This window comes from Antarcticimicrobium luteum (assembly GCF_004358185.1).
GTDB classification, from domain to species: domain Bacteria; phylum Pseudomonadota; class Alphaproteobacteria; order Rhodobacterales; family Rhodobacteraceae; genus Antarcticimicrobium; species Antarcticimicrobium luteum.
The window spans coordinates 23,216-47,634 of record NZ_SMUV01000048.1 but is presented as its reverse complement, the minus strand read 5'-3'; the positions used below and the strand labels follow the sequence as shown (position 1 = coordinate 47,634).

The 24,419-nt window shown below is 67.0% G+C and carries 25 protein-coding genes and 3 riboswitches; of the genes, 9 read left to right on the top strand and 16 right to left on the bottom strand.

What is annotated here, in order from left to right:
- Positions 1–38: 38 nt before the first annotated feature.
- From E1832_RS03880 to E1832_RS03865, 4 genes are all read left to right on the top strand, one after another.
- Positions 39–197, top strand: a complete 159-nt coding sequence (locus tag E1832_RS03880) for a carbohydrate-binding module family 14 protein (RefSeq protein ID WP_133358417.1) — start codon at positions 39–41, stop codon at positions 195–197.
- Positions 198–317: 120 nt separating this feature from the next.
- The gene (locus E1832_RS03875) at positions 318–881 is read left to right on the top strand and encodes a tetratricopeptide repeat protein (RefSeq protein WP_133358416.1); all 564 of its coding nucleotides are present in this window, start codon (positions 318–320) and stop codon (positions 879–881) included.
- 181 nt (positions 882–1,062) lie between these two features.
- Positions 1,063–1,932, top strand: a complete 870-nt coding sequence (locus tag E1832_RS03870; RefSeq protein ID WP_206020998.1) for a DMT family transporter — start codon at positions 1,063–1,065, stop codon at positions 1,930–1,932.
- A gap of 23 nt (positions 1,933–1,955) precedes the next feature.
- Positions 1,956–2,870: a lysophospholipid acyltransferase family protein gene (locus tag E1832_RS03865; RefSeq protein ID WP_133358415.1), complete on the top strand. Its 915-nt coding sequence runs from the start codon at positions 1,956–1,958 to the stop codon at positions 2,868–2,870.
- A gap of 53 nt (positions 2,871–2,923) precedes the next feature.
- On the opposite strand, the gene E1832_RS03860 is transcribed toward E1832_RS03865, so the two are convergent.
- Positions 2,924–3,646 carry a DUF1223 domain-containing protein gene (locus E1832_RS03860; RefSeq protein WP_133358414.1) on the bottom strand — a complete coding sequence of 241 codons (723 nt, stop codon included), beginning with the start codon at positions 3,644–3,646 and terminating at the stop codon, positions 2,924–2,926.
- On the opposite strand from E1832_RS03860, the gene E1832_RS03855 reads away from it, so the two are divergent.
- Positions 3,633–3,851, top strand: a complete 219-nt coding sequence (locus E1832_RS03855) for a hypothetical protein (protein WP_133358413.1) — start codon at positions 3,633–3,635, stop codon at positions 3,849–3,851. The genes E1832_RS03860 and E1832_RS03855 overlap by 14 nt on opposite strands.
- A gap of 26 nt (positions 3,852–3,877) precedes the next feature.
- Positions 3,878–6,622 carry an aconitate hydratase AcnA gene (gene acnA / locus E1832_RS03850; protein ID WP_133358412.1) on the top strand — a complete coding sequence of 915 codons (2,745 nt, stop codon included), beginning with the start codon at positions 3,878–3,880 and terminating at the stop codon, positions 6,620–6,622.
- Between the two features lie 153 nt (positions 6,623–6,775).
- Here the strand turns inward: acnA and E1832_RS03845 are convergent, their stop codons facing one another.
- On the bottom strand, positions 6,776–7,399 hold the full coding sequence (locus E1832_RS03845; RefSeq protein WP_133358411.1) for a glutathione S-transferase family protein: 624 nt from the start codon (positions 7,397–7,399) through the stop codon (positions 6,776–6,778).
- A gap of 91 nt (positions 7,400–7,490) precedes the next feature.
- Between E1832_RS03845 and E1832_RS03840 the strand changes: the two genes are divergently transcribed.
- Complete coding sequence (locus tag E1832_RS03840; protein WP_133358410.1) at positions 7,491–8,198, top strand: helix-turn-helix transcriptional regulator; 708 nt, start codon at positions 7,491–7,493, stop codon at positions 8,196–8,198.
- Positions 8,199–8,265: 67 nt separating this feature from the next.
- Here E1832_RS03840 and E1832_RS03835 read toward each other — a convergent pair whose 3' ends face one another.
- The 9 genes from E1832_RS03835 to nrdH all read right to left on the bottom strand — a co-directional run bounded on the left by E1832_RS03835 (position 8,266) and on the right by nrdH (position 14,995).
- Positions 8,266–8,814 (bottom strand): DsbE family thiol:disulfide interchange protein, encoded by a 549-nt coding sequence (locus E1832_RS03835; protein ID WP_133358409.1) that lies wholly within the window; start codon positions 8,812–8,814, stop codon positions 8,266–8,268.
- Positions 8,807–8,965, bottom strand: coding sequence for a heme exporter protein CcmD (gene ccmD / locus E1832_RS03830; protein WP_206020997.1), 159 nt, complete (start codon positions 8,963–8,965; stop codon positions 8,807–8,809). The genes E1832_RS03835 and ccmD overlap by 8 nt, the downstream gene beginning before the upstream one ends.
- Positions 8,962–9,714: a heme ABC transporter permease gene (locus E1832_RS03825; RefSeq protein WP_133358408.1), complete on the bottom strand. Its 753-nt coding sequence runs from the start codon at positions 9,712–9,714 to the stop codon at positions 8,962–8,964. The genes ccmD and E1832_RS03825 overlap by 4 nt, the downstream gene beginning before the upstream one ends.
- 46 nt (positions 9,715–9,760) lie before the next feature.
- Positions 9,761–10,417, bottom strand: a complete 657-nt coding sequence (gene ccmB, locus E1832_RS03820; protein ID WP_133358407.1) for a heme exporter protein CcmB — start codon at positions 10,415–10,417, stop codon at positions 9,761–9,763.
- The gene (gene ccmA, locus E1832_RS03815; RefSeq protein ID WP_133358406.1) at positions 10,414–11,037 is read right to left on the bottom strand and encodes a heme ABC exporter ATP-binding protein CcmA; all 624 of its coding nucleotides are present in this window, start codon (positions 11,035–11,037) and stop codon (positions 10,414–10,416) included. The genes ccmB and ccmA overlap by 4 nt, the downstream gene beginning before the upstream one ends.
- Positions 11,038–11,128: 91 nt before the next feature.
- Positions 11,129–12,106, bottom strand: a complete 978-nt coding sequence (gene nrdF / locus E1832_RS03810; protein WP_133358405.1) for a class 1b ribonucleoside-diphosphate reductase subunit beta — start codon at positions 12,104–12,106, stop codon at positions 11,129–11,131.
- Positions 12,107–12,197: 91 nt separating this feature from the next.
- The gene (gene nrdE, locus E1832_RS03805) at positions 12,198–14,324 is read right to left on the bottom strand and encodes a class 1b ribonucleoside-diphosphate reductase subunit alpha (protein WP_133358432.1); all 2,127 of its coding nucleotides are present in this window, start codon (positions 14,322–14,324) and stop codon (positions 12,198–12,200) included.
- 23 nt (positions 14,325–14,347) lie between these two features.
- Positions 14,348–14,764 (bottom strand): class Ib ribonucleoside-diphosphate reductase assembly flavoprotein NrdI, encoded by a 417-nt coding sequence (gene nrdI, locus E1832_RS03800; RefSeq protein WP_133358404.1) that lies wholly within the window; start codon positions 14,762–14,764, stop codon positions 14,348–14,350.
- Between the two features lie 9 nt (positions 14,765–14,773).
- Complete coding sequence (gene nrdH / locus E1832_RS03795) at positions 14,774–14,995, bottom strand: glutaredoxin-like protein NrdH (protein ID WP_133358403.1); 222 nt, start codon at positions 14,993–14,995, stop codon at positions 14,774–14,776.
- 107 nt (positions 14,996–15,102) lie between these two features.
- Positions 15,103–15,293: riboswitch (cobalamin riboswitch) on the bottom strand.
- A gap of 121 nt (positions 15,294–15,414) precedes the next feature.
- Positions 15,415–15,539, top strand: a riboswitch (TPP riboswitch).
- Between the two features lie 48 nt (positions 15,540–15,587).
- Between nrdH and thiD the strand changes: the two genes are divergently transcribed.
- The gene (thiD, locus tag E1832_RS03790; protein ID WP_133358402.1) at positions 15,588–16,391 is read left to right on the top strand and encodes a bifunctional hydroxymethylpyrimidine kinase/phosphomethylpyrimidine kinase; all 804 of its coding nucleotides are present in this window, start codon (positions 15,588–15,590) and stop codon (positions 16,389–16,391) included.
- A gap of 88 nt (positions 16,392–16,479) precedes the next feature.
- Here the strand turns inward: thiD and thiE are convergent, their stop codons facing one another.
- Genes thiE through thiC form a run of 3 tightly spaced genes read right to left on the bottom strand, consistent with a single transcriptional unit; the run spans position 16,480 to position 19,756 of the window.
- A complete protein-coding gene (thiE, locus tag E1832_RS03785) occupies positions 16,480–17,139 on the bottom strand; it encodes a thiamine phosphate synthase (protein ID WP_133358401.1) in 660 nt (219 codons plus the stop codon).
- Complete coding sequence (thiM, locus tag E1832_RS03780; RefSeq protein ID WP_133358400.1) at positions 17,136–17,957, bottom strand: hydroxyethylthiazole kinase; 822 nt, start codon at positions 17,955–17,957, stop codon at positions 17,136–17,138. The genes thiE and thiM overlap by 4 nt, the downstream gene beginning before the upstream one ends.
- Positions 17,954–19,756 (bottom strand): phosphomethylpyrimidine synthase ThiC, encoded by a 1,803-nt coding sequence (gene thiC, locus E1832_RS03775; protein ID WP_133358399.1) that lies wholly within the window; start codon positions 19,754–19,756, stop codon positions 17,954–17,956. The genes thiM and thiC overlap by 4 nt, the downstream gene beginning before the upstream one ends.
- Before the next feature lie 100 nt (positions 19,757–19,856).
- A riboswitch (TPP riboswitch) is annotated at positions 19,857–19,979 on the bottom strand.
- A gap of 404 nt (positions 19,980–20,383) precedes the next feature.
- Between thiC and E1832_RS03770 the strand changes: the two genes are divergently transcribed.
- A complete protein-coding gene (locus tag E1832_RS03770) occupies positions 20,384–21,445 on the top strand; it encodes a 3-deoxy-7-phosphoheptulonate synthase (protein WP_133358398.1) in 1,062 nt (353 codons plus the stop codon).
- 136 nt (positions 21,446–21,581) lie between these two features.
- Here E1832_RS03770 and E1832_RS03765 read toward each other — a convergent pair whose 3' ends face one another.
- Together E1832_RS03765 and E1832_RS03760 are read right to left on the bottom strand one after the other, a co-directional pair.
- Complete coding sequence (locus E1832_RS03765; RefSeq protein WP_133358397.1) at positions 21,582–22,718, bottom strand: THUMP domain-containing class I SAM-dependent RNA methyltransferase; 1,137 nt, start codon at positions 22,716–22,718, stop codon at positions 21,582–21,584.
- 300 nt (positions 22,719–23,018) lie between these two features.
- Complete coding sequence (locus E1832_RS03760) at positions 23,019–24,419, bottom strand: TRAP transporter large permease (RefSeq protein ID WP_133358396.1); 1,401 nt, start codon at positions 24,417–24,419, stop codon at positions 23,019–23,021.

The window sequence follows — 24,419 nt, the reverse complement described above, 5'->3', positions numbered from 1 at the left end:
ACCTTGGGGGATATATCGGTCCTATCGGGAGGTATGACATGACGATCAAGACCCTTCTCATCGCCGCATCCCTGATCGCGCTGCCCGCCTTGTCCTATGCCATGTGCTCCGAGCGTGAGCATCAGGCGCAGTCCTGCGCGCCGGGCACGGTCTGGGATGCTGCGCAGGAGACCTGCGTCGAGCAGATCAACAGCTGATCCCGCACACGCCGGGATCCTTCGCACGGGCGGCCGGCCCCGGTGGCCCGGCGGTAAGTTGCGCATTTTTCCAAACGTTTCGTACATGTCCATTTTCGGAGTCTTTCGTCCATGCGTCACATGCCCGCCCGCCCTCTCGTTCTGACGGCCGCCCTGAACCTCGCCCTGATCCTGGCCCTGCCGGGGCTCGCCGGTGCCGCCGGCATGGGCGGCAGTGACACCACCCCGCCCAAGCCGACCGAGACCACCGAACAATGCGAGGGCGTTCAGGTCTGGGATCCCGAGACGAAAACCTGCGTCGATCCCAAGGACAGCGCGCTGGACGCCGATACGCTCTATCGCGCGGTGCGCGAGCTGGCCTATGCGGGCCGCTATACCGATGCCCAGGGCGTTTTGCGCGCAATGCCCGATCAGACCGAGGACCGGGTGCTGACCTATTGGGGGTTCACCCACCGCAAGATGGGGCACCGGGTGCTGGCGCGCAGTTTCTATCGACAGGCGATCGCGGCAAATCCCGATAATCTGCTGGCGCGCTCCTACTTGGGCCAGGGCCTGGTCGCCGACGGCGACACCGACGCCGCCATCGCCCAGTGGCGCGAGATCAAGGCGCGCGGCGGCGCCGGAAGCTGGGCCGAGGCATCGCTGCGTCAGGCGATCCGCACCGGGCTGACCTACAACTACTGAGGCGATACCACGCCCGCCCCCGCGCACCTGCGCGGCGACGCGACGTCCTTTTCCGGCGCTGTCCGCCGCCGCGCCGGCGGCAATGGACAGTGCCGCCGTTCCGGCCTATCACCGGAGATATGATCAAAGCCGCCCCCGCACCCACCTGCCGCGCGCCCGCCCCCGGACAGGGACGCCCGTCATGACCGCGGTCGAGGCGCTGGCCATCCGCAACCGCGCCATCGGGATGATGATCCTGGCAATCCTGTGCTTCACGCTGATGGACGCGAGCGTCAAGGCACTGGCGCCGCGGGTCGGCGTTCTGCCGGCGCTCTGGGCGCGCTATGCCGGGCAGATGCTTCTGGTGCTGATCCTGGTGGCGCCGCGCCTGCGCAGCGTCGCGCGCACCCGCTACCCCAAACTTCAATTGCTGCGCTCGGTCCTGCTGATGTGCGCCACCGCCTTTTTCTTCACCGGCATCAGCATGATCCCGCTGAGCGACGCGGCCGCGCTGATGTCGGTCAACCCGGTGCTGATCACGCTGGGCGCCGCGCTGTTCCTGGGCGAGGCGCTGGGCCCGCGCCGCATCGCCGGCATCGCCGCGGCCCTGTGCGGCGCGCTGATCGTGATCCGCCCGGGCACCGATGTCTTCTCTCCCGCCGCGCTGCTGCCGCTGGGGGCCGCGGTCTGCTATTCGGGCTATGCGCTGCTGACCCGCCGCGTCGGCCCGGACGAGGATCCCTGGACCTCGCTGTTCTATACCGGGCTGGTCGGCACCGTGCTGCTCAGCGCGATCGTGCCCTTCCGATGGCAGATGCCCGACGGCCCGGCGCTGCTGCTGATTGTGTCGGTGACGGGGTTCGGCACCATCGGCCAGATGTTCCTGATCCGGGCCTTCTCGACCGGCGAGGCGGCGATGCTGGCGCCCTATTCCTATACCGGACTGATCTTTGCCGCCACCTGGGGCATGTTGTTCTTTGCCGAAATGCCGGATCTGTGGACCGTCTGCGGTGCGCTTGTGATCGCGCTGGCCGGGCTCTATGTCTGGCACCGCGAAACCTTCCGAAGCTGACGCCCCCGCCCGGACCCGCCACCATGCCCGCCGATCCCTCCTCCCTCTCCCTTGCCGACCGCGCCGGCTATTTCGCCTCGAACCTGGCGCTGCGTGGGCTGATTGGCCTGTTCCGGGCGATCCCCTATCGCTGGCGCATCCCGGCAATGGGCTGGCTGGTCAGCCGTCTTGGCCGGCCGGCGGGTCTCAGCCGGCGCGTGCGCGACAATCTGAACCTGGTCTGCCCCGAGCTGCCCGAGGCCGAGGTCCGGCGGCTCTGCCGCGCCGTGCCCGACAATGCCGGACGCACCCTGATGGAGCTGTACTCCGGCCCCGAATTCATCGAGCGGGCGCGCCGCGCGCCGGTCACCGGGCCCGGCCTCGCCGCGCTGGAGGCCGCCCGCGCCGAGGGGCGCGCGGTGGTCCTGATCACCGGGCATTTCGGCAATTACGACGCCGCCCGCGCCAACCTGATCGCCCGCGGGCATCAGATGGGCGCGCTCTATCGGCGGATGGCCAACCCCTATTTCAACGCCCATTACGTGCGCACCATCTCGGCCATCGGCACGCCGATGTTCGAACAGGGCCGCCGCGGCATGACCCAGATGGTGCGCCACCTGAAGCAAGGCGGCATCATCGCCATCGTCGGCGACCTGCACGCCCACGGCGGGCTGGAGCTGGAGTTCTTCGGGAAACCGGCGGTCACCTCGATCGTGCCTGCGGAACTGGCGCTGAAATACAACGCGGCGTTCATCCCGGTCTATGCGGTGCGTCAGCCCGGCGGGCTGGATTTCGAGATCGTGATGCAGGACGAGATCGCGCACAGCGACCCGGTGAGCATGACGCGCCAGGTCAATGCCGGGCTTGAGGCGCTGATCCGCGAGCACATGGACCAGTGGTTCTGGATCCATCGCCGCTGGAAACCCTATATCGGCGCCACCGACCAGACCGCGCCCTGACCTCGGCCTGACCTTGCCCGGCCCGGCCCCGGACTGGTCGCCCCCGCCCGCGCTCAGCGCAGCCGCGCGGCGGCCAGGATCGGGCCGAACCCGGCCCGCTGCACCAGAATGGCGTCGCGGGCGCCCGCCTCGGCCGGCGCCTCGAAGGTCAGGGTCAGCGGCCCCTGCCCGTCCCATTGCCCCAGGGTCTGCCAGGCGTCGACGACATTGGCGTAATCCAGGCTCTGCCCGGCATTCTCACCCCGCGTGACCTCCACATGGCGCAGCGGCGCATAGCGCACCAGATGCACGTCGAGCGGCCCCTCCACCGGCGCCGACGCGGGGCGCAGGCTGATGCGCACCTCGGCCCCGTCGCGGCCGGCGCTCAGCAGCACAAGGGCGGGCGCCTGCATATGGTGCATGATCAGCTCGGCCAGTTTCATCGAGCGGGCGCCGACCACGTCCTCCTGCCCCATCACCACCATCTGCGGGGTATAGATCATGTCGCGCCCGGCGGCCCGGGCATAGCCCTTTTGCCGGGTGGTGTTGGCCGGATCGGCAAAGGAATCCTTCCATCCGATGTAATCCCAGTACTCCACATGCAGCGCCAGCGGCAGCACGTCCTCGCGCTCGGCCAGTTCGCGCAACAGCGCATCCGCCGGCGGGCAGGACGAACAGCCCTGCGAGGTAAACAGCTCGACCACCACCGGACCGCGCTCCTGCGCCGCGGCCGGGGCCGCAAATGCCGTCCAGAACGCGGCGAGAATCGCGGTACTGATCGCTGTGACTCGTTTCATCGTCCGTGCATTTCCCCTGGTTTCCGCAACGGGTGTAGCCGCTGATCCGCTCAAGCGCCAATCAATGATTCTTGAAAGCCGGCAGCAGCGGCGCCGCCGCAAAGACAATCTGTGTGCAACGGTATACAAAATCGCCGCACCGCGCATGATCGCTATTGAACGCAGCGCCTCGCTGATGCAGAACGCGCGCAGCGAATTCCTGTGATCCACGACTCTCTGAGGAGGCCTGATATGCCCATCACCGTCGGACAGGACACAGCCAAGACACGCAAGACGCTCAGCGTGAATGGCCAGTCCGTTTCCTATTATTCCATCCCCGCCGCCACCGAGGCCGGCCTGGGCGATTTCTCGAAACTGCCCGCCGCGCTGAAGGTCGTGCTGGAGAACATGCTCCGCTTCGAAGACGGCAAGACCGTCTCGGTGGACGACATCAAGGCCTTTGCCGAATGGGGCGCCAAGGGCGGCAAGAACCCGCGCGAGATCGCCTATCGCCCGGCCCGCGTTCTGATGCAGGATTTCACCGGCGTTCCCGCCGTGGTCGACCTGGCCGCGATGCGCGACGGCATCAAGGCCCTGGGCGGCGACGCGCAGAAGATCAACCCGCTGAACCCGGTCGATCTGGTCATCGACCACTCGGTGATGATCGACGAGTTCGGCAACCCGCGCGCCTTCCAGATGAACGTGGACCGCGAGTATGAGCGGAACATGGAACGCTACCAGTTCCTGAAATGGGGCCAGGGCGCCTTCAACAACTTCCGCGTGGTGCCGCCGGGCACCGGCATCTGCCACCAGGTGAACCTGGAATACCTGGCCCAGACGGTCTGGACCGACGTCGATCAGGACGGCAATGAGGTGGCCTATCCCGATACGCTGGTGGGCACCGACAGCCACACCACCATGGTCAACGGCATGGCCGTTCTGGGCTGGGGCGTCGGCGGCATCGAGGCCGAGGCGGCGATGCTGGGTCAGCCGATTTCGATGCTGATCCCCGAGGTCGTCGGCTTCAAGCTGACCGGCGCCATGGTCGAGGGCACCACCGGCACCGACCTGGTGCTGAAGGTGGTCGAACTGCTGCGCGCCAAGGGCGTCGTCGGCAAGTTCGTCGAATTCTACGGCCCCGGCCTCGACAACCTGCCGCTGGCCGACCGCGCGACCATCGCCAACATGGCCCCCGAATATGGCGCCACCTGCGGCTTTTTCCCGATCGACGGCGAGACCCTGCGCTATATGCGTCAGACCGGCCGCGACGAGGACCGCATCGCGCTGGTCGAGGCCTATGCCAAGGAAAACGGCTTCTGGCGGACCGCCGACTACGACCCGGTCTATACCGACACGCTGGAGCTGGACATGGGCACCATCGTGCCGGCGATCTCCGGCCCGAAACGCCCGCAGGACTATACCCCGCTGACCCAGTCGGCCGATGCCTTTTACAAGGTGGTCTGCGACTATCGCGGCGTCGATTGCACCGATGCGGCCCGCGACATGGCCTCCGAGGGCGACCAGAACACCGCGCAGAACGATGTGCGCAACTCCATCGAGGTCGAGGGCGAAACCTACAAGCTGCGCGACGGCTCGGTGGTGATCGCCTCGATCACGTCGTGCACCAACACCTCTAACCCCTATGTGATGATCGGCGCCGGTCTGGTGGCGCGCAAGGCCCGCGCGCTGGGTCTGACCCGCAAGCCCTGGGTCAAGACCTCGCTTGCGCCGGGTTCGCAGGTGGTTTCCGAGTATCTCGAGGCCGCCAACCTGCAGGAGGATCTGGACGCCATCGGCTTCAACCTCGTCGGTTACGGCTGCACCACCTGCATCGGCAACTCCGGCCCGATCCAGAAAGAGCTGTCCGAGGCCATCGCCAAGGGCGATCTGGTCGCCACCTCGGTGCTGTCGGGCAACCGCAACTTCGAGGGCCGGATCAGCCCCGACGTGCGCGCCAACTATCTGGCCAGCCCGCCGCTGGTGGTCGCCTATGCCATCGCTGGCGACATGAACATCGACCTGACGTCCGAGCCGCTGGGCCAGGACAAGGACGGCAACGACGTCTTCCTCAAGGACATCTGGCCGACCAACAAGGAAATCTCCGACCTGGTGCACGAGACCGTCACCCGCGAGGCGTTCCGGTCGAAATACGCCGATGTGTTCAAGGGCGACGAGAAATGGCAGGCGGTCGAGACCACCGAGGCCGAGACCTATGACTGGCCGCCGACCTCGACCTACATCCAGAACCCGCCCTACTTCCAGGGCATGGGCACCGAGCCCGGTACCATCAGCAATATCGAGGGCGCCAAGCCGCTGCTGATCCTTGGCGACATGGTCACCACCGACCATATCTCGCCCGCCGGCTCCTTTGCCACCACCTCGCCCGCCGGGGCCTACCTGCTGGAGCGTCAGGTGCAACCGCGCGAGTTCAACTCCTACGGCTCGCGCCGCGGCAACCACGAAATCATGATGCGCGGCACCTTCGCCAACATCCGCATCAAGAACGAGATGCTGGACGGCGTCGAGGGCGGCTATACCAAGGGCCCCGACGGCGCGCAGACCTCGATCTTCGACGCGGCGATGGCCTATCAGGCGGCCGGCACCCCGCTGGTGGTGTTCGGCGGCGAACAGTATGGCGCCGGCTCCTCGCGCGACTGGGCGGCCAAGGGCACCGCGCTGCTGGGCGTCAAGGCGGTGATCGCCGAGAGCTTCGAGCGCATCCACCGCTCCAACCTCGTCGGCATGGGCGTGATCCCCTTCGAGTTCACCGGCGGCGACACCCGCAAATCGCTGAACCTGACCGGCGACGAAACGGTGGCGATCGGCGGCCTGGATACCATCCAGCCGCTGCAGGAGGTGCCCTGCACCATCACCTACGGCGACGGGACCGAGAAGACGATCCAGATCAAGTGCCGGATCGATACCGCCATCGAGATCGAATACATCGAACACGGCGGCGTGCTGCACTACGTGCTGCGGAACCTGGCCAAGTCGTAAGACCGGCCAGCGCCGGACACAGGAAAGCCCCGCCAATGGCGGGGCTTTTTCTTTGATGGGAACGCGAGAAGGGCCGCGCCTGCCGGCGGGAAGGCAGGCGCAGCCCGGCCTGGCGGTCGGGCGAACAGGTTCGAATTGGGCCTGCCCCTGTTCTTACGCAGCCGCTTCCAGCGCCGCCTTCGCCTGTTCCTCGTATTCCATCACTGGCACCGTTCCGATCCGCCCGGTCACCCGCGCGACCCAGTCGCGCACCGCCGCGTTATCCGGCGTCAACTGGGGCGCCCATTGAAACGCGGAGGCCATGATCAGATCGGCGATGGTGAACCGTTCTCCCATCAGGAAGGGGGCGTCGCCCAGCCCCGCCTCGATCTGCGCGCCGACCTCGGTCAGCGAGCGGAAGGCCGTTGCGAAGGCGGGATGCACCTCGCCGGAAAAGGCACAGACCATCGCCGGTTCCACCACCCCGCCATAGTAACACATCCACGACAGGAACGCGCCGCGCCCCGGCTGCCCCGGCGCGATGCCCAGCGGATAGCCGTTGAGTTCGTCGAGATAGAGCATGATGGCGTTCGATTCCCGGATCGCCATGCCATCGTCACCGATCAGGAAGGGCACCTTGCCCTCGGGATGCGGGTTGGCCGCATCATGGTGGCCAGAGCCGTCCTGGCGGCGGACCACGGCCGGGCGCACGTCGACCGCATCGAGACGGTCCATCAACATCAGCTGGGTGATGATCCGCGTCGAACGGCTGAAGGGAGAATGATAAAGGGTCGGCATCCGAATGAAGTCCTCTACTGGTTTCGATGGCGGCGATATGCCACCCTCCTCCTGACAGATTCCGTCATGAGGTTCCGCGCAAGGTGACGCCATGGCCAAGACCGACCGCCTGTTCCGCCTGCTGCACCTGATCCGGGGCCTGACGCCACCGATCACCGCCGCGCGCCTGGCCGCCGCGATGGAGGTGTCGGAGCGCACGATCTACCGCGATATCGAGGCGCTGCGCGCCGCGGGCGCCCGTATCGAGGGCGAGGCCGGGCTGGGCTATACCATGACCGAAGACCCGGCCCTGCCGCCGCAGACCTTCACCCAGCTGGAGATCGAGGCGCTGGTGCTGGGGCTGTCGGAGGTACAGGCGCGGGGCGACGCGGCCCTGGGCGGCGCAGCGGCCGATGCGCTGACCAAGATCACCGCCACCCTGCCCGAACGCCAGCAAAGGCAATCGGTAAGGGCGATCAACCTGGTGCACCGGTTCGCGCAGCCCCACGCCCCCGCCGTCGACATGACGTTGCTGCGCGAAGCGAGCTGGGCCGAAGAGGCGCTGGAAATCACCTATCGCGACAATTCCGGGGCTGTGACCACGCGGCAGATCCAGCCGCTGGCACTGGCCTATCTGGACACTGTGGTGATGCTGCTGGCCTGGTGCTGTCTGCGGCAGGATTTCCGCCAGTTCAAGGTGGGCGCGATCCTTGACGCCCGCCGCACCGGCCAGAGCTTCCGGCCGCGCCGGGTGCCGCTGCTGCGCGAATTCGTGGATCGGCTGCGCGCCCGCCGCCAGGAGCTGGCGCAGCGCGATTGACCGCGGCGATTAAGCCAGGGCGCGTCCGGCGGGAGCACTTTGTGATGCGAGGACGGGAAAAGGCGCCCTAATCGGCCTTCGCGGCGGCCTCTTCCAGCACCGGGCGCAGCCGGGTCTCGATCACCCGCTGGGTCACCGGACCGGCGAACCGCATCAGGATGGTGCCCTCGCCGTCGATCACATAGGTTTCCGGCACGCCGTAGACGCCCCAGTTCAGCGCCATGCGCCCCTGCGCGTCGCTTCCGATCGCGGCATAGGGATCGCCCAGGTCATCGAGGAATTTCCTGCCGTTCTCCGGCTTGTCCTTGTAGTTCACCCCGAAGATCGCGATCCCCTCCTCGGCCAGCGCCTCGAGATTGGGGTGCTCGACCCGGCAGGGCGCGCACCAGCTGGCCCAAAAGTTCACCAGCTTGACCTTGCCGTCGCGCAGGGCGGCATCGTCGAACCCCTCGCGGCCGGGAAACGCGGTCAACTGCACCGGCGGCGCCGACTGGCCGACCAGCGCCGAGGGCAGCGCCTCGGGATCCTCGCGGAACATGCCCACAGCCGCCAGTGCCACGAAACCGGCAAAGATCACCGGCGGAATGATCATCAGGGGCGAAATCCTTTTAGCCATCCCGGCGCATCCTTGCCTCGAGCGTGTCCATCTCGGCGCGCATCCGGCGGCCGCGCCACAGGCTCGCCGCCACCAGCACCGCCAGCAGAAGGATCGAGGCCGCATAGGCCGTCAGCACCGTATCGGCGTATTTCCCCAGGTCCGGCATCATGCCCCCGCCCTCTCTCTTGCCAGCAGCGCCCGGATCCGGCGCGCGCGAATTTCCGTCCCGGTGCGGTAGAACACCAGCGCGATGAACAGCAGCACAAAGCCCGCGATGCAGACCAGCAGCGGGATATAGAACACGTCGGCCACGTTCTCCTCGGCGTCCATGCTCAGCGAGGCGCCCTGGTGCAGCCCCTGGTTCCAGAAGTTCACCGCATAGCGGCTGAGCACCGCAAAGACCGAGCCCACCAGGCACAGCACGCCGGTCAGGTCGGCGGCGGTGTCGGGATCCTCGATCGCCTCCCACAGCGCCATGTAGCCCAGGTAGAACAGGAACAGGATCAGGAACGAGGTCAGCCGCGGATCCCAGGCCCACCAGGTGCCCCACATCGGCTGGCCCCAGATGGCGCCGGTAACCAGCGCGATCACCGTCATCACCGCGCCCACCGGCCCGGCGGCGCGCGCCGCCAGCGCGCTGACGTGGTGGCGCCGCACCAGCCAGATCAGCGAGGCGACCAGCATCATCATCCAGGCGTTGATCGCCATCAGCGCGGCGGGCACATGCAGGTAGATGATCTTGACCGTCGATCCCTGGCGGTAATCGTCGGGGGTAAAGAAAAAGCCCCAGACCAGACCCACCACAAGACAGATCAGCGCCGCGCCCCACAGAAACGGCATCACCCGTTCGGTGGTGGCCAGGAACTTCCTGGGGTTGGCATAGGACCAGAGCGAGCTGTTCTTTTCGATCTGCGACATGGGCGTTATCTAGGGCCTCCTCCGGGCGAACTCAATTCCTTGGCGGTCAACGCAGATTGACGCGCAAAACCGCGGCGCTGGCAAACGGCAACAGCGCCAGCGCGCCGGCGCTGATCCCGGCCAGCATCAGCAGCGGCGTCACCGTCTCCATCCCCACCGCGCCGCGCCGCGCCACCTCGGCGCCAAAGATCAGCGTCGGCACGTAGAGTGGCAGTACCAGCAGCGACAACAGCAGCCCGCCGCGCTTCAGCCCCACGGTCAGGGCGGCGCCAAAGGTGCCGATCACGCTCAGCGCCGGGGTGCCGGCCAGCAGCGAGACCACCAGCCAAAGATAACCAGGGCCAGGCAGGTTCAGCAGCACCCCCAGCACCGGCGCCGCCAGCACCAGCGGCAGCCCGGTGGTGATCCAGTGCGCCAGCGCCTTGATGGTGACCGCCGCCTCCAGCGGCAGCGGCGCCGTGGCCAGCAGGTCGAGCGAGCCATCCTCCCAGTCCAGCGCCAGCAGCCGGTCCAGCGACAGCAGGCAGGCCAGCAACGCCCCCAGCCACAGCACCCCCGGCGCGATCGAGGCCAGCAGCGCCGATTGCGGCCCCACCGCAAAGGGCACCAGCACGGTGACGATCAGAAAGAACGCCAGCCCCAGTCCAAAACCGCCGCCGGCGCGGACGGCCAGACGCAGGTCGCGCAGCAGCAGGGCGATCACAGAAAGGCCTCATCGAACTCGTCCGCCCCGGCGGCGGGCGCGAGGTCGGCCTTGAACGGCGTTACGTCCAGCACCTCGGCCTCAAGCCCCAGATCGATATGGGTGGCGATCAGCGCGCTGCCGCCCCAGGCCAGATGCGCGCGCACCGCGTCCGCGAACAGGCCGACGGCACGGGTGTCCAGCGACACCGTCGGCTCGTCCAGCACCCAGACCGGCCGGCCGGTGACCAGCAGCCGCGCCAGCCCCAGCCGCCGCTTCTGCCCGGCCGAGAGGCTGCCCGCCGGCCGGCCCGCGAGCGTGGTCAGGTCAAAGGCCTCCAGCGCCGGCTGGATGCCGCCGGCGCCGAACACCCGCGCCCAGAACCGCAGGTTCTCGGCCACGCTCAGCGTCGGCTTGATACCGTCGGCATGGGCGGCATAGGCGATGCGGTCCTCGGCGCCGGAAATCCGCCCCGAAACCGGCGGTTGCAGCCCGGCGATGGTGCGCAGCAACGTCGTCTTGCCGATCCCGTTCGGCCCGCGCAGGATCAGCGCGCGCCCCGGCTCGAGCACAAAGCTGAGCCCGGCCAGCACCGGCACGCCCCCGCGGGCGATGGTCAGATTGGAAACGGTCAAATCCATGACGACCCGCTTACCCGATTGCGCGGGCCGGAAAAAGGCGCATTCCGCCACAGGCCGGCCCGCCACGTCCGGTCCCGCGCGCCCCGGGCCGTCAGAAATTCCAGTCCTCGTCCTCGGTCGCCACCGCCTTGCCGATCACATAAGAAGAGCCCGAGCCGGAAAAGAAATCGTGGTTCTCATCCGCATTGGGGCTCAGCGCCGCCATGATCGCCGGATTCACCCGGCACAGCTCATCCGGAAAAAGGCTTTCAAAACCAAGGTTCTGCAACGCCTTGTTGGCGTTATAGTGGAGGAAATTCTTGACGTCCTCGGTCAGCCCCAGCGGGTCATAAAGGCTCTCGGTATAGCGGCTCTCGATCTCGTACAGATCGAAGATCAGCGCAAAGGCGAACTCCTTGATCTCGCCGCGTTCGGCCTCCGACAGCCGCTCCAGCCCGCGCTGGAACTTGTAGCCGATGTAATAGCCATGCACCGCCTCGTCGCGGATGATCAGCCGGATCAGATCGGCGGTATTGGTCAGCCGCGCGCGCGACGACCAGTGCATCGGCAGGTAGAAGCCCGAGTAGAACAGGAACGACTCCAGGAACACGCTGGCCACCTTCTTGCGCAGCGGGTTGGCGGCGGCGTCGTATTCGTCGAGGATCAGCCGCGATTTCTGCTGCAGATGCGCGTTCTCCTCCGACCAGCGGAACGCCTCGTCGACCTCGGCCGTCGAACACAGCGTCGAGAAGATCGAGGAATAGGACCGCGCATGCACCGCCTCCATGAAGGCGATATTGGTCAGCACCGCCTCCTCATGGGGCGTGATCGCGTCCGGCATCAGCGCCGGCGCGCCCACCGTGTTCTGGATCGTGTCCAGCAGGGTCAGCCCGGTGAACACGCGGATGGTCAGCCGCTGCTCCTCCTCGGTCAGCTGCGACCAGGACGGGATATCGTTCGACAGCGGCACCTTTTCCGGCAGCCAGAAATTGACGGTCAGACGGTTCCAGATTTCCAGGTCCTTGTCGTCCTGCAGCCGGTTCCAGTTGATGGCGCGGGGCACGGGGCGGGTATGGGTCAGGTCTTTCATCGGCATCTCCTCCAAAAGGAAAAGGCGGCGGGCAAATCGCCCGCCCTATGGGTCTCGGGTGGGGTGGGCGATCGGCCCACCGCTCCAGGCATCACAACGAACAGGACACGCATCCCTGCACCTCGGTCCCGGCCAGGGCCATCTGGCGCAGGCGGATGTAATAGATCGTCTTGATCCCCTTCTTCCAGGCATAGATCTGGGCGCGGTTGATATCCCGCGTCGTCGCCGTGTCCTTGAAGAACAGCGTCAGCGACAGCCCCTGATCCACGTGCCGGGTGGCGGCGGCATAGGTGTCGATGATCGCCTCCGGCCCGATCTCATAGGCGTCCTTGTAGAACTCCAGATTGTCGTTGGTCATATAGGCCGCCGGGTAATAGACCCGGCCGATCTTGCCCTCTTTGCGGATCTCGATCCTGGCGGTGATCGGGTGGATCGAAGAGGTGGCGTTGTTGATATAGCTGATCGACCCGGTCGGCGGCACCGCCTGAAGGTTGCGGTTGTAGAGCCCGCCCTGGATCACCGCCGCGCGCAGTCCCGCCCAATCCTCCCGCGTCGGCACCTCGACCCCGAAGCGATCGAACAGCGCCTTGACCGCGTCGGTCTCCGGCAGCCAGTCGCGGTCGACATAGGTGTCGAAAAACGAGCCGTCGGCGTATTTCGATTTCTCGAACCCGGCAAAGCTCGCCCCCCGCTCCTTCGCCAAGGCGTTGGAGGCGCGCAGGCAGTGATAGAGCACCGTGGCGAAATAGATATTGGTGAAATCCACGCCCTCGGGGCTGCCGTAATGGATCCGCTCGCGGGCCAGGAACCCGTGCAGGTTCATCTGGCCAAGGCCGATCGCATGGCTCTCGTCATTGCCGCGCCGGATCGAGGGCACGGAATCGATCGCCGACATTTCGCTGACCGCGTTCAGCGCCCGGATCGCCGTCTCCACCGTCGCCCCCAGATCGCCGCCGTCCATCGCCCTGGCGATATTCAGCGAGCCGAGGTTGCAGGAGATATCGGTGCCCATATGGCTGTAGCTCAGATCCTCGTTGAACGCGCTCGCCTCGTTGACCTGCAGGATCTCCGAACACAGATTCGACATGTTGATGCGCCCCGCCACCGGGTTGGCGCGATTCACCGTGTCCTCGAACATGATGTAGGGATAGCCGCTCTCGAACTGGATCTCGGCGATGGTCTGGAAGAAGGCGCGCGCGTTGATCTTCTTCTTGTGGATCTTCGGGTTGTCGACCATCTCGTGATACTTCTCGGTCACCGAGATTTCCGAGAACGGCAGGCCATAGACCTTTTCCACGTCATGCGGCGAAAACAGGTACATCTCCTCGTTCTTCTTGGCGAGTTCAAAGGTGATGTCGGGCACCACCACGCCAAGGCTCAGCGTCTTGATGCGGATCTTCTCGTCCGCGTTCTCCCGCTTGGTGTCGAGAAACCGAAGGATGTCCGGGTGGTGGGCGTTGAGGTACACCGCCCCCGCCCCCTGCCGCGCGCCCAGCTGGTTGGCGTAGGAAAAGGAATCCTCCAGCAGTTTCATCACCGGGATGACGCCCGAGGACTGGTTTTCGATCCCCTTGATCGGCGCCCCGTGCTCGCGGATATTGGTCAGCAACAGCGCCACGCCGCCGCCGCGTTTGGACAGTTGCAGCGCCGAATTGATCCCGCGCCCGATGCTCTCCATGTTGTCCTCAAGCCGCAGCAGGAAACAGGAAATCAGCTCGCCCCGCTGCGCCTTGCCGGCATTCAGAAAGGTCGGCGTCGCAGGCTGGAACCGGCCCTCGATGATCTCGGTCATCAACGCCATCGCCTGATGCTCATCGCCCTGCGCCAGCGCCAGCGCGACCATCACGACACGATCCTCGAACCGCTCAAGATATCGTTTTCCGTCAAAGGTTTTCAGCGTGTAGCTGGTGTAATACTTGAAAGCCCCGAGGAAGGTCGGAAAGCGAAACCGCGCCGCGAATGCCGCGTCCCAGATCCGTCGCAGGAAGTCGGGGGAATACTGCGCCAGCGTCCCGGCCTCGTAATATCCCTCGTCGACCAGATACCGCAGCTTTTCCTCCAGCGAGTGAAAGAACACCGTGTTCTGGTTCACATGGCTCAGGAAATACTGCCGCGCCGCCATGCGGTCGGCGTCGAAACGGATGCGCCCCTCGTCGTCGTAAAGGTTCAGCATCGCGTTCAGCGCGTGGTAATCCAGCCCCTGCCATTCGGCGGGCATCGCCCTGGCCGGCGCCGCGTCGCTCAGGTCGCTGTCGAGCACTGCATGTTCCAAAATCTGTCCAATCCTTCGCTGACCCTGGCGATGTCGGTCTCAGTCCCGGCCAGCTCGAAACGATAGAGCACGGGCACCGCGCATTTGCGCGCGATGACATCGCCGGCCGAGGCGAACAGCGCCCCGAAATTTCGATTTCCCCCGGCGATCACGCCGCGGAGATGGTGACGGTTTTCCGGATCGTTCAGAAACCGGATCACCTGTTTATGCACCGCGCCGTGCCCCGCCCCGTCCGCATAGGTCGGCGTGATCAGGACAAAGGGCGCGCGCGGGGCGGGCATCGGCCGATCCGGCGCGATCGGGATGCGCGCCGCCGCCCGTCCCAGCCGGGCCACGAACCGCGCCGTGTTGCCCGACCGGGACGAGAAATAGATCAGCCCGCCCATCGGTCCGGCTCAGCCCAGCGCGCCGATCTTGTCGGGGCGGAACCCGGCCCAATGCTCGTCGCCCGCCATCACCACAGGCGCTTGGCGGTAGCCCAGCGCGGTGACCCGCGCCAGCGCCGCGTCGTCCTCGGTCAGGTCGACCAGATCGAATGCGATGCCCCTGGCGGTCAGCGCGCGGGTGGTGGCGGTGCATTGCACGCAGGCCGGTTTGGAATAGACGGTGATGCTCATCGGGGTCTCCTGTTCTCTGTGCCGGTCGGGACGCGAGGGACAGAGACGCAGACCGCCGCGCCACGAGGGATCACGGACAACTCGGCACCCCCGGGCCCTCCGCCCAGTGTCGTTTCCGTGTCATGGCAGGTCTCCTGGCTCGCGGTTCGAACGCTCTGGCCCCCCTTCCCGGCAATTGCGCCAGTGGGTCAACGGGCCTCGGCTCACCGCTCACAGTTGCGGGGGCAGCGCCGGGTTTGCACCGGCTTCCCTTTTTCACCCACATCGAGTCGCGGGCACCAAGACAACATCATATAGATGCCTACCGGCAATCACTGTCAATATATAGATATTGCTTGACAGATATCATCTCGTCTGTCCGCCCCGGCCCTCGCCCGCTCCCATTGAACATGCCCGCCGCCCTGCTATGCTCCGCCGCACCGAGGGGGGCCCCGACAAGGGGCTGAGACTCTGCTGGCCCGCCGACCCGATATATCCGGGCCGGGATCCCGGGCAGCGCAGTGACCCTTTGAACCTGATCCGGATCATGCCGGCGAAGGGACGGGCTGCGCAGGCGCTCTCCCCCGCTGGCCTCACGACACGAGGGCGCCACATGACAATTTCCAATGTGCTGACCATCGCCGGCACCGATCCCACCGGCGGCGCCGGCATCCAGGCCGATCTCAAGACCTTTTCCGTCCTCGGGGCCTATGGAATGAGCGTGATCACCGCCGTGGTGGCGCAGAACACCTGCGGTGTGCGCGGCGTGGCGGCGCTGGAGCCGGCGTTCGTGGCCGATCAGATCGACGCGGTGTTCGAGGACGTGCGCGTCGATGCGGTCAAGATCGGCATGGTGGCCGATGCCGGCATCATCCGCGCCGTCGCCGACCGGCTGCGGGTTCATGGCGCGCGTATCGTGGTCCTCGACCCTGTGATGGTCGCCAAAAGCGGCGATGCCCTGCTCGCCCCGGACGCGGTCGCCGCGCTCAGGGCCGAACTGGTGCCGCTGGCGACCCTGATCACCCCCAACCTGCCCGAGGCCGCCGTGCTGCTGGACCAGCCCGAATCCCGGACAGTGGAGGAGATGACAGATACCCTCCCTGCCCTGCGCGCGCTTGGCCCCGACTGGGTGCTGCTGAAAGGCGGCCATCTGGCGGGAAGCGTGCAAAGCACCGATCTGCTCTCCGGCCCCTCCGGCACCCAAAGCTTCTCCGCCCCGCGCATCGCCACTACAAACGACCACGGCACCGGCTGCACCCTCTCGGCCGCCATCGCCGCGCTGTTGCCGCGGATGCCGATGGAGCAGGCGGTGGCGCGGGCCAAGACCTACCTGCAAGGGGCGCTGGCCGCTGCCGATCGCCTCGATGTGGGGCAAGGCCACGGGCCCCTGCACCATTTTCATGAGATATGGACATAGGGCCGCGCGCTGAACGCACGTCCCCCGGGGCGCCAGCCACGGTTCGCACCCGACCCGCCCCCCAGGGCGGGTGCGAACCTCAGTGCATTCAGACCGCCGACTGGGCAAGACCGCCTCTTCTCGCCCGTGCCACCGCCGCCGCAATCTCCCGCGCCGCCGCCTCCGGGTCGGGCTGACCGCAAATCGCCGAGACCACCGCCAGCCCGCGCGCGCCGGTGCCCAGCGCCGCGCCCGCATGCTGCGCCTTCAAGCCGCCGATCGCCACCGCCGGAACCGGGCTTGCCACCACCTGCGCCGCCAGCCCGCCAAATCCCACCGGCGTCTTGTGGTCCGCCTTGGTGGGCGTGGCAAAGACCGGCCCGGCGCCCACGTAGTCCACCACCCCCGGATCGACCTCGGCGGCCAGATCCGGCCGCTCCACCGTCAGCCCCAGAATCGCCGCCGCCCCGATCAACGCCCGTGCCTCGGCCGCGCTCATATCGCCCTGACCCACGTGCACCCCGTCGGCGCCGATCGCCACCGCCGCCGCCACATCGTCGTTGACGATCAACCGCGCGCCCGTCCCGGCCAAGGCCGCCATCAGCGCACGCCCGGTTTCCACCATCCGCGCCGTGCCGCCCTCCTTGTCGCGCAACTGCACCATGGTCGCACCGCCCGCCACCGCGCGCCGCGCCGTCTCGACCATCCCGATCCCGGCGCAAAGGCCGGGATCGAGCACCAGATAGACCGAGAGGTCGAAACCCCTCATGCGGGCACCGCCGCGACCAGGGCGATCTTCGCCCCGGCATCCAGCGCCTCTGGCGTCACCGCATGCAGCGCATCGAGGAAGTGCACGCCGAAAGAGCCCGGCCCGTCCGCCGCCTGATGCGCCCGGGTTCCCGCCACCGCATAATGCGCCAGCGCCCCCACGGCGGCGTCAAAGGGATCGCCCGCCACCGCCGCATAGGCGCCGCAGAGACAGGTCAGCGAACAGCCCAGCGCGGTATTCAGCGGCATCCAGGGCGAGCCGCCGGCGATCCGCACCGCCCGGGCACCGTCGGTGACGAAATCGACCTCTCCGGTCACTGCCACCACCGCGCCGCTCAGCTCTGCCAGCCGCCGCGCGCCGGCCTCGGCCACCGCCACCGGATCGCGCCCGTCGACGCCCTGCCCGTTGCTCGCCTCGCCAGCCAGCGACAGGATTTCCGAGGCGTTGCCGCGGATGATCGCCGGGTTCAGCGCCGCCAGATCGGCCGCCGCCCGGCGCCGCAACGCGGTCGCCTGACAGGCCACAGGGTCCAGCACCCAGGGGCGCCCCGCATCCTGCGCCCCCTCGATGGCCGCCCGCATCCCCGCAAGGAACGGCGCACTCAGAGTGCCGATATTGCAGGTCAGCGCCCCGGCGATACGGGCGAACTCGCCGGCCTCCTCGGCGTCCGAGACCATCGCGGGGCTGGCACCGGCGGCCAGCAGCACATTGGCCGCGATATTCATCGCCACATAGTTGGTGATGCACTGCACCAGCGGCGGCTCGGCCCGCAGCGCCTGCAACAGGGGTCCGGGGGTCTGGCTGATCACGTCTTTCATTTCTTGTCCTCCTTCGGCAGGTAAATCTCTCCGCCCTCGCGGAATTTCTCGGCCATCTTCGCCATCCCCTCCTTCTGCGCCTCGGCGCGGATGTCGTGGCTGATGCGCATCGAGCAGAATTTCGGCCCGCACATCGAACAGAAATGCGCCACCTTATGGGCCTCCTTCGGCAGGGTCTCGTCATGCATCGAGCGCGCGGTTTCCGGATCGAGGCTCAGGTTGAACTGATCCTCCCAACGGAACTCGAACCGGGCGCGGGAAAGTGCACCATCGCGGATCTGCGCCGCCGGATGCCCCTTGGCCAGATCCGCGGCATGGGCGGCGATCTTGTAGGTGATCACCCCCACCTTCACATCGTCGCGGTCGGGCAGCCCCAGATGCTCCTTGGGCGTGACGTAGCAAAGCATGGCGCAGCCGTACCAACCGATCATCGCCGCCCCGATACCGCTGGTGATATGGTCATAGCCTGGCGCAATATCGGTGGTGAGCGGCCCCAGCGTATAGAACGGCGCCTCGCCGCAGGTCGCCAGCTGCTTGTCCATATTCGCCTTGATCTTGTGCATCGGCACATGGCCGGGCCCCTCGATCATCACCTGGCAATCCTTGGCCCAGGCGATCTGGGTCAGCTCGCCCAAGGTCTCCAGCTCGGCGAACTGCGCCTCGTCATTGGCGTCCGCAATCGACCCCGGCCGCAGCCCGTCGCCCAGCGAGAATGACACATCATAGGCCCGCGCGATGTCGCATATCTCGTCGAAATGCTCGTAAAGGAAGCTCTCGCGGTGATGATGCAGACACCACTTCGCCATGATCGAGCCGCCGCGCGACACGATCCCCGTGACCCGGTTCACCGTCATCGGGATCATGTGCAGCCGCACGCCCGCATGGATGGTGAAATAATCGACCCCCTGCTCGGCCTGTTCGATCAGCGTGTCGCGGAACACCTCCCAGCTCAGATCCTCGGCGATGCCGCCCACCTTCTCCAGCGCCTGATAAAGCGGCACGGTGCCGATGGGCACCGGGGCGTTGCGGATGATCCAGCCGCGGATGTTGTGGATGTTGCGCCCGGTGGAGAGGTCCATGACGGTGTCGGCGCCCCAGCGGGTGGCCCAGACCATCTTTTCCACTTCCTCGGCCATCGAGGAGGTGACGGCGGAATTGCCGATATTGGCGTTGATCTTCACCAGGAAATTCCGCCCGATCGCCATCGGCTCGGCCTCCGGGTGGTTGATGTTCGCCGGGATGATCGCCCGGCCCTTCGCCACCTCGTTGCGCACGAACTCCGGCGTGATGAAATCGGGGATCTCGGCGCCGAAATCCTCGCCGTCGCGCACCAATGCCTCCTTCATCGCCTTGCGGCCCAGGTTTTCACGGATCGCCACAAACTCCATCTCGGGCGTGACGATCCCGGCGCGGGCATAGGCCATCTGCGTCACCGCCTGGCCGTCCTTCGCCCGCAGCGGCGCATGGCGCACCGGAAACTCCGGCACCAGCCGCGTCCCCTCGGCAAAGCCGTTGTCCTCGGGTTTCACATGGCGCCCGTCATAGCGCGCAACATCGCCGCGCGCGGTCACCCAGCCCTCGCGCAGCCGCGGCAGGCCCTGATCGAGGACGATTTCCGCCTCCGGGTCGGTATAGGGGCCGGAGCTGTCATAGACGGTGACCGGCGGCTCGCCGGCGCTCGGGTGCAGGTCGATCTCGCGCATCGGCACCCGGATATCGGGGTGCCGCTCGCCCGCGTGCCACACCCGGCGCGAGGCCGGGAGCGGACCGGTGGTGACGGTCGGAGAAAGGTCTTTCATGGGTCGGAGCCTCCTAAGCTCAAAGCGTTGGAGACCCAGTTCCGCGTCGAATGGAGGTTGGCCGCGTGGAATACGCCTGTCGAAACATCACGGACATGGCCGCGCAGCCGGTGCACCATCCCTCCGCCAGTATGAACTGGATCAGGTTCGTCGGGTCACTGCGCTGCGCGTTGCCGCACGATCAGTATCTCAGCCCCTTGTCGGGACCCCCCGGGTGAGTGCGGCAAACCTGCACCCGCACAAGCGGCCTGTCAATCTCCCTCGGCGCGACAGAGGGCGATTGACAGGCCGCACCCCAGTCCGCACCCCAGAGGGCGCGACCGGGCGCTGCCCGGCGGCGCTTTGCACCTTGTTCCGCGCTGGGTCGACCCACCCCCCCTCCCCGAAAACGCCAATTTCCGGGGTGACACACCGGCCGAAATCCCCTATTCGATATGCCATGACCCAGACCTACACCTTTGCCACCTACTTTTATTGGTTCCGCTCACCCCAGCGGATGCAGGTGGCTGTGTAGGCGAAACGACGCGATACACCCAAACCTTCAAGCCGCTGGTCCGACCGGCGGCTTTTCAGTTTCAGGCGCCCGGTCAGACCCTCTCGAAACACACTCAGAGGACCAACAGACCGATGCTCACCCAAACCCAGGACCTTCGCATTCTCGAACTCAGACCGCTGCCGACCCCGGCAGAGGTGATCCGCACCCTGCCCCGCGACGCCGCCGTGACCCGCACCGTCACCGACGGACGCGACGCCATCCGCGCGATTTTCGAGAACCACGACAACCGGCTGCTGGTCATGGTCGGCCCCTGCTCGATCCACGATCCCGAAGCGGCCCGCGACTATGCCGCCCGCCTGGCCGAGCAGCGCGCCCGGCTGTCGGACCGGCTGGAAATCGTGATGCGCGTCTATTTCGAGAAACCCCGCACCACCGTCGGCTGGAAGGGGCTGATCAACGACCCCTACCTCGACGGCACCTGCCGCATCGACGAGGGGCTGAGGATCGCCCGCCACCTGCTGCTGGACATCAACCGCATGGGCCTGCCCGCGGGGACCGAGTTCCTCGACCCGATCACGCCGCAGTATTTCTCCGACCTGATCACCTGGGGCGCGATCGGCGCGCGCACCACCGAAAGCCAGATCCACCGGCAACTGGCCTCCGGCCTGTCCTGCCCGGTGGGGTTCAAGAACGGCACCGACGGCGGCATCAAGGTGGCGCTGGACGCGATCCTCTCGGCCAGCCAGCCGCACCACTTTCCCGCCGTCACCGGCGACGGCCGCGCCGCCATTGCGCATACCACCGGCAACGCCGACTGCCATGTGATCCTGCGCGGCGGCAACGGCACCAACTACGGCGCCGGGGATGTCGAGGCGGTGGCGCAGGCCGCCGTCAAAGCCGGCGTTGATCCGCGCATCGTGATCGACGCCAGCCACGCCAACAGCGGCAAGGATCCCGCGCGGCAACCCCATGTGGCGGCCGATGTGGCCGGCCAAATCCGCGCCGGGGAGACCCGCGTGCGCGGCATGATGATCGAAAGCCACCTGGTGGCCGGCGCGCAGACGCCGGTCGAGGGCGAACCGCTGACCTATGGCCAGAGCATCACCGACGGCTGTATCGGCTGGAACGACACCGTCGCCGTGCTGGAAGAACTCGCCGACGCCGTCGCCTCCCGCCGCCGGGTGGCCGCGTAACGGCCAGAGCGGCGCCCTGAAACGGGGCGCTGCTCATCACGCGTCCCACAGCGCATTGCTTTGCTATGCACGAGTGGCGCCCTGCGGGTTTGGTTCCGCGCCAGTATCTTTGCTCAATAGAACGGTGGGTGGCGGCTTAAGCCACCTGACAGCGATAGAGCTTCACCTTCAGCCCGCCGTGGGCCACCGGCGCCCCCGGCGGCGCGAACGGCAGCCCGCAGGCCTTGGCCAGCCCCGGTTCGCTGGTCACCAGCCCGACGCGCCAGCCGGAAAACCGCTCCTTCAGCACGCCGCCCAAGGCGCCGTAAAGCCCGTAAAGCAGCTTCTTGTTGCCGATCCGCCCGCCATAGGGCGGGTTGACCATCACCAGCCCCGGCGGTCCCTCGGGCGGGGTCATATCGCTGAACGGCATCTGGCTGAATTCACACCATGCCGCCACCCCGGCCCGTTCGGCATTCTCGCCGGCCATGCGCACCGCGCCCGCATCCCGGTCGGAGCCATGGAACAGCAGCCCCGGATCACGCGCCACCGCGCCGCCGGCGCGCATCGCCGCCCAGCCCTGCGCATCGAACCCGGCGAACCGCTCGAAGGCAAAGCCGCGTGTCCGCCCCGGCGCCAGACCGGCGGCGATCTCGGCCGCCTCGATCACGAAGGTGCCCGACCCGCACATCGGGTCCACCACCGTCTCCGCCCCGGTATAGCCGCACTGGCGCAGGAACAGCGCCGCCATGCTCTCGCGCAACGGCGCCTTGCCCATCGCCAGCTTGTGGCCGCGCTTGTGCAGACCGGCGCCAGAGCTGTCCAGGCTCAGCGTGCAGAGGTTGTCGTCGATCCGCAGCATCACCCGGACCGCCCCCTCCTCCGCCACCGCCTCCGCGGTCTCGACAATCGGCGCGCCCAGCTCCTCGGAAATCGCCCGCGCCACCCGCTGCGCCGCCGCCCCGGCGTGATAGATTTTCGAGCGCGTGCTGCTCGCCTCCACCCGCACCGGCACATCGGCGCGCAGGAAATCTCCCCAGGGGAACTTGCGCGCCCGCTTGTCCAGCTGGGCCAGGTGAAACGCGCGGAATTCCCCGATCCGCACCAGCACCCGCGTCGCCCCGCGCAGCCAGAGGTTGGCGCGCCAGACTTCCGGCCAGCCGCCCCGCAACGCCACCCCGCCCGGCACGATCCGCACCCCGGCAAACCCCAACGCCCGCACCTCGTCGCACAGCATCGGCTCCAGCCCCGGCAGGGCCACCAGAAAGATCTCAAACTCATCGCTCATCTGCATCGCGCCTGCTTATCCGGTTCCCGCACGGCACGCGAGGGGTTTCCTGCGGCCGCCCCCGGCTCCTTCTCTGCCCAGATACTCCCGCGCGCAGTATGTGAAATAACGTATTTCAAAGGTCAGCCCGGCGGTCAGGCCGGGCTGCGCCCACCCAGGGTCGGGCGCGGACCTTTGCGCTCTCAGTCACAAAAGAAAAAGGCGCCAACGGCGCCTCTCTCCATGTTCACTTCATCGCGTCAACCGCCCCGGCGCTCTGCCCGTTCGGCGTCGAAAAAGGTCCACCGGACCTTTTCCGGGCGCGCCTCACCCCGCCAGCGACGGCAGGTAAAGCACGATCCCCGGGAACGCCACCAGCAGCGCGATGGTCACCGCGTCGGCGACAAAGAACGGCATCACCCCGCGGAACACGTCCTGCACGCTCAGGTCCGGCGCCACGCCGGCCACCACGAAACAGTTCAGCCCGATCGGCGGCGTGATCAGACAGAACTCCGCCATCTTCACCACCAATATCCCGAACCAGATCGCGCACATGGTCCCCGACATGCCAAAGGCGCTGTCCGCAGCGGTCACGAATTCCCCGCCATTGAGCGCCATGACCGCCGGATAGACCACCGGCAGCGTCAGCAGCAGCATGCCGATGGCGTCCATGAACATCCCCAGCACCGCATAGGCCAGCAGGATGCAGATCAGGATGAGCAGCGGCGGCATCTGCAGCGAGGTGATCCAGTCTGAAAACGCCCCCGGCAGATCGGCGAACCCGAGGAAGCGGACATAGATCAGCACCCCCCAGATGATGGTAAAGATCATCACCGCCAGCTTCGCCGTCTCCAGCAGCGCCGATTTCAGCTCGGCCCAGCGCATACCGCGCCAGAGCGCCATCAGGAACACCACGAAGGCCCCCAGCGCGCCGCCCTCGGTCGGGGTGCCCCAGGCATCGCCGAACGGATTGTAGACAAAGAAGATGATGATCACGATCACGAAGAGAATCGGCAGCGCCGGCGGCAGCGACACCAGCCGCTGGCGCCAGGTAAAGCCGCGCACCGGCGGGCCCACCGATTTGAACACCACGGCGATCCCGACGATCAGGATCGCATAGATCACCGCCGAAAACGCGCCCGGAATGAAGCCGGCCAGAAGCAGCTTGCCCACATCCTGCTCGACGATGATCGCATAGATCACCAGGATCGCCGACGGCGGGATCATCGAGGCCAGCGTACCGGCCGCGGCCACCACCCCGGCGGCAAAGCGTTTGTCATAGCCGATCGCGGTCATCTCGGGGATGGCGATGCGGGCGAAGACGGCGGCCGTCGCGACGCTGGCCCCCGACACCGCGGCGAAGCCGGCGGTGGCGAACACGGTCGAGACCGCCAGCCCCCCCGGCAGCCAGGCGATCCAGCGTTTCGCCGCCTCGAACAGCGCCCGCGTCAGCCCCGCGTAATAGGCCAGATAGCCGATCAGAATGAAGGTGGGGATCAGGCTCAGCGCCTGGCTGGAGACCTTGGAATGGGGCACCTGCCCGGCGGTCTTGATCGCCACGGTCAGCGCCCAGCCCAGATGTTCGGCGCCGAAATCCCGCTTGGCCCAGAAGATCAGGATCAGCCCGACCAGACCGGCCAGGCCGGCGGCAAAGGCAACCCGCATCCCCAATACCACCATCGCCAGCATCCCGGCGGTGACCCACAGGCCGATTTCAATCGGTTCCAT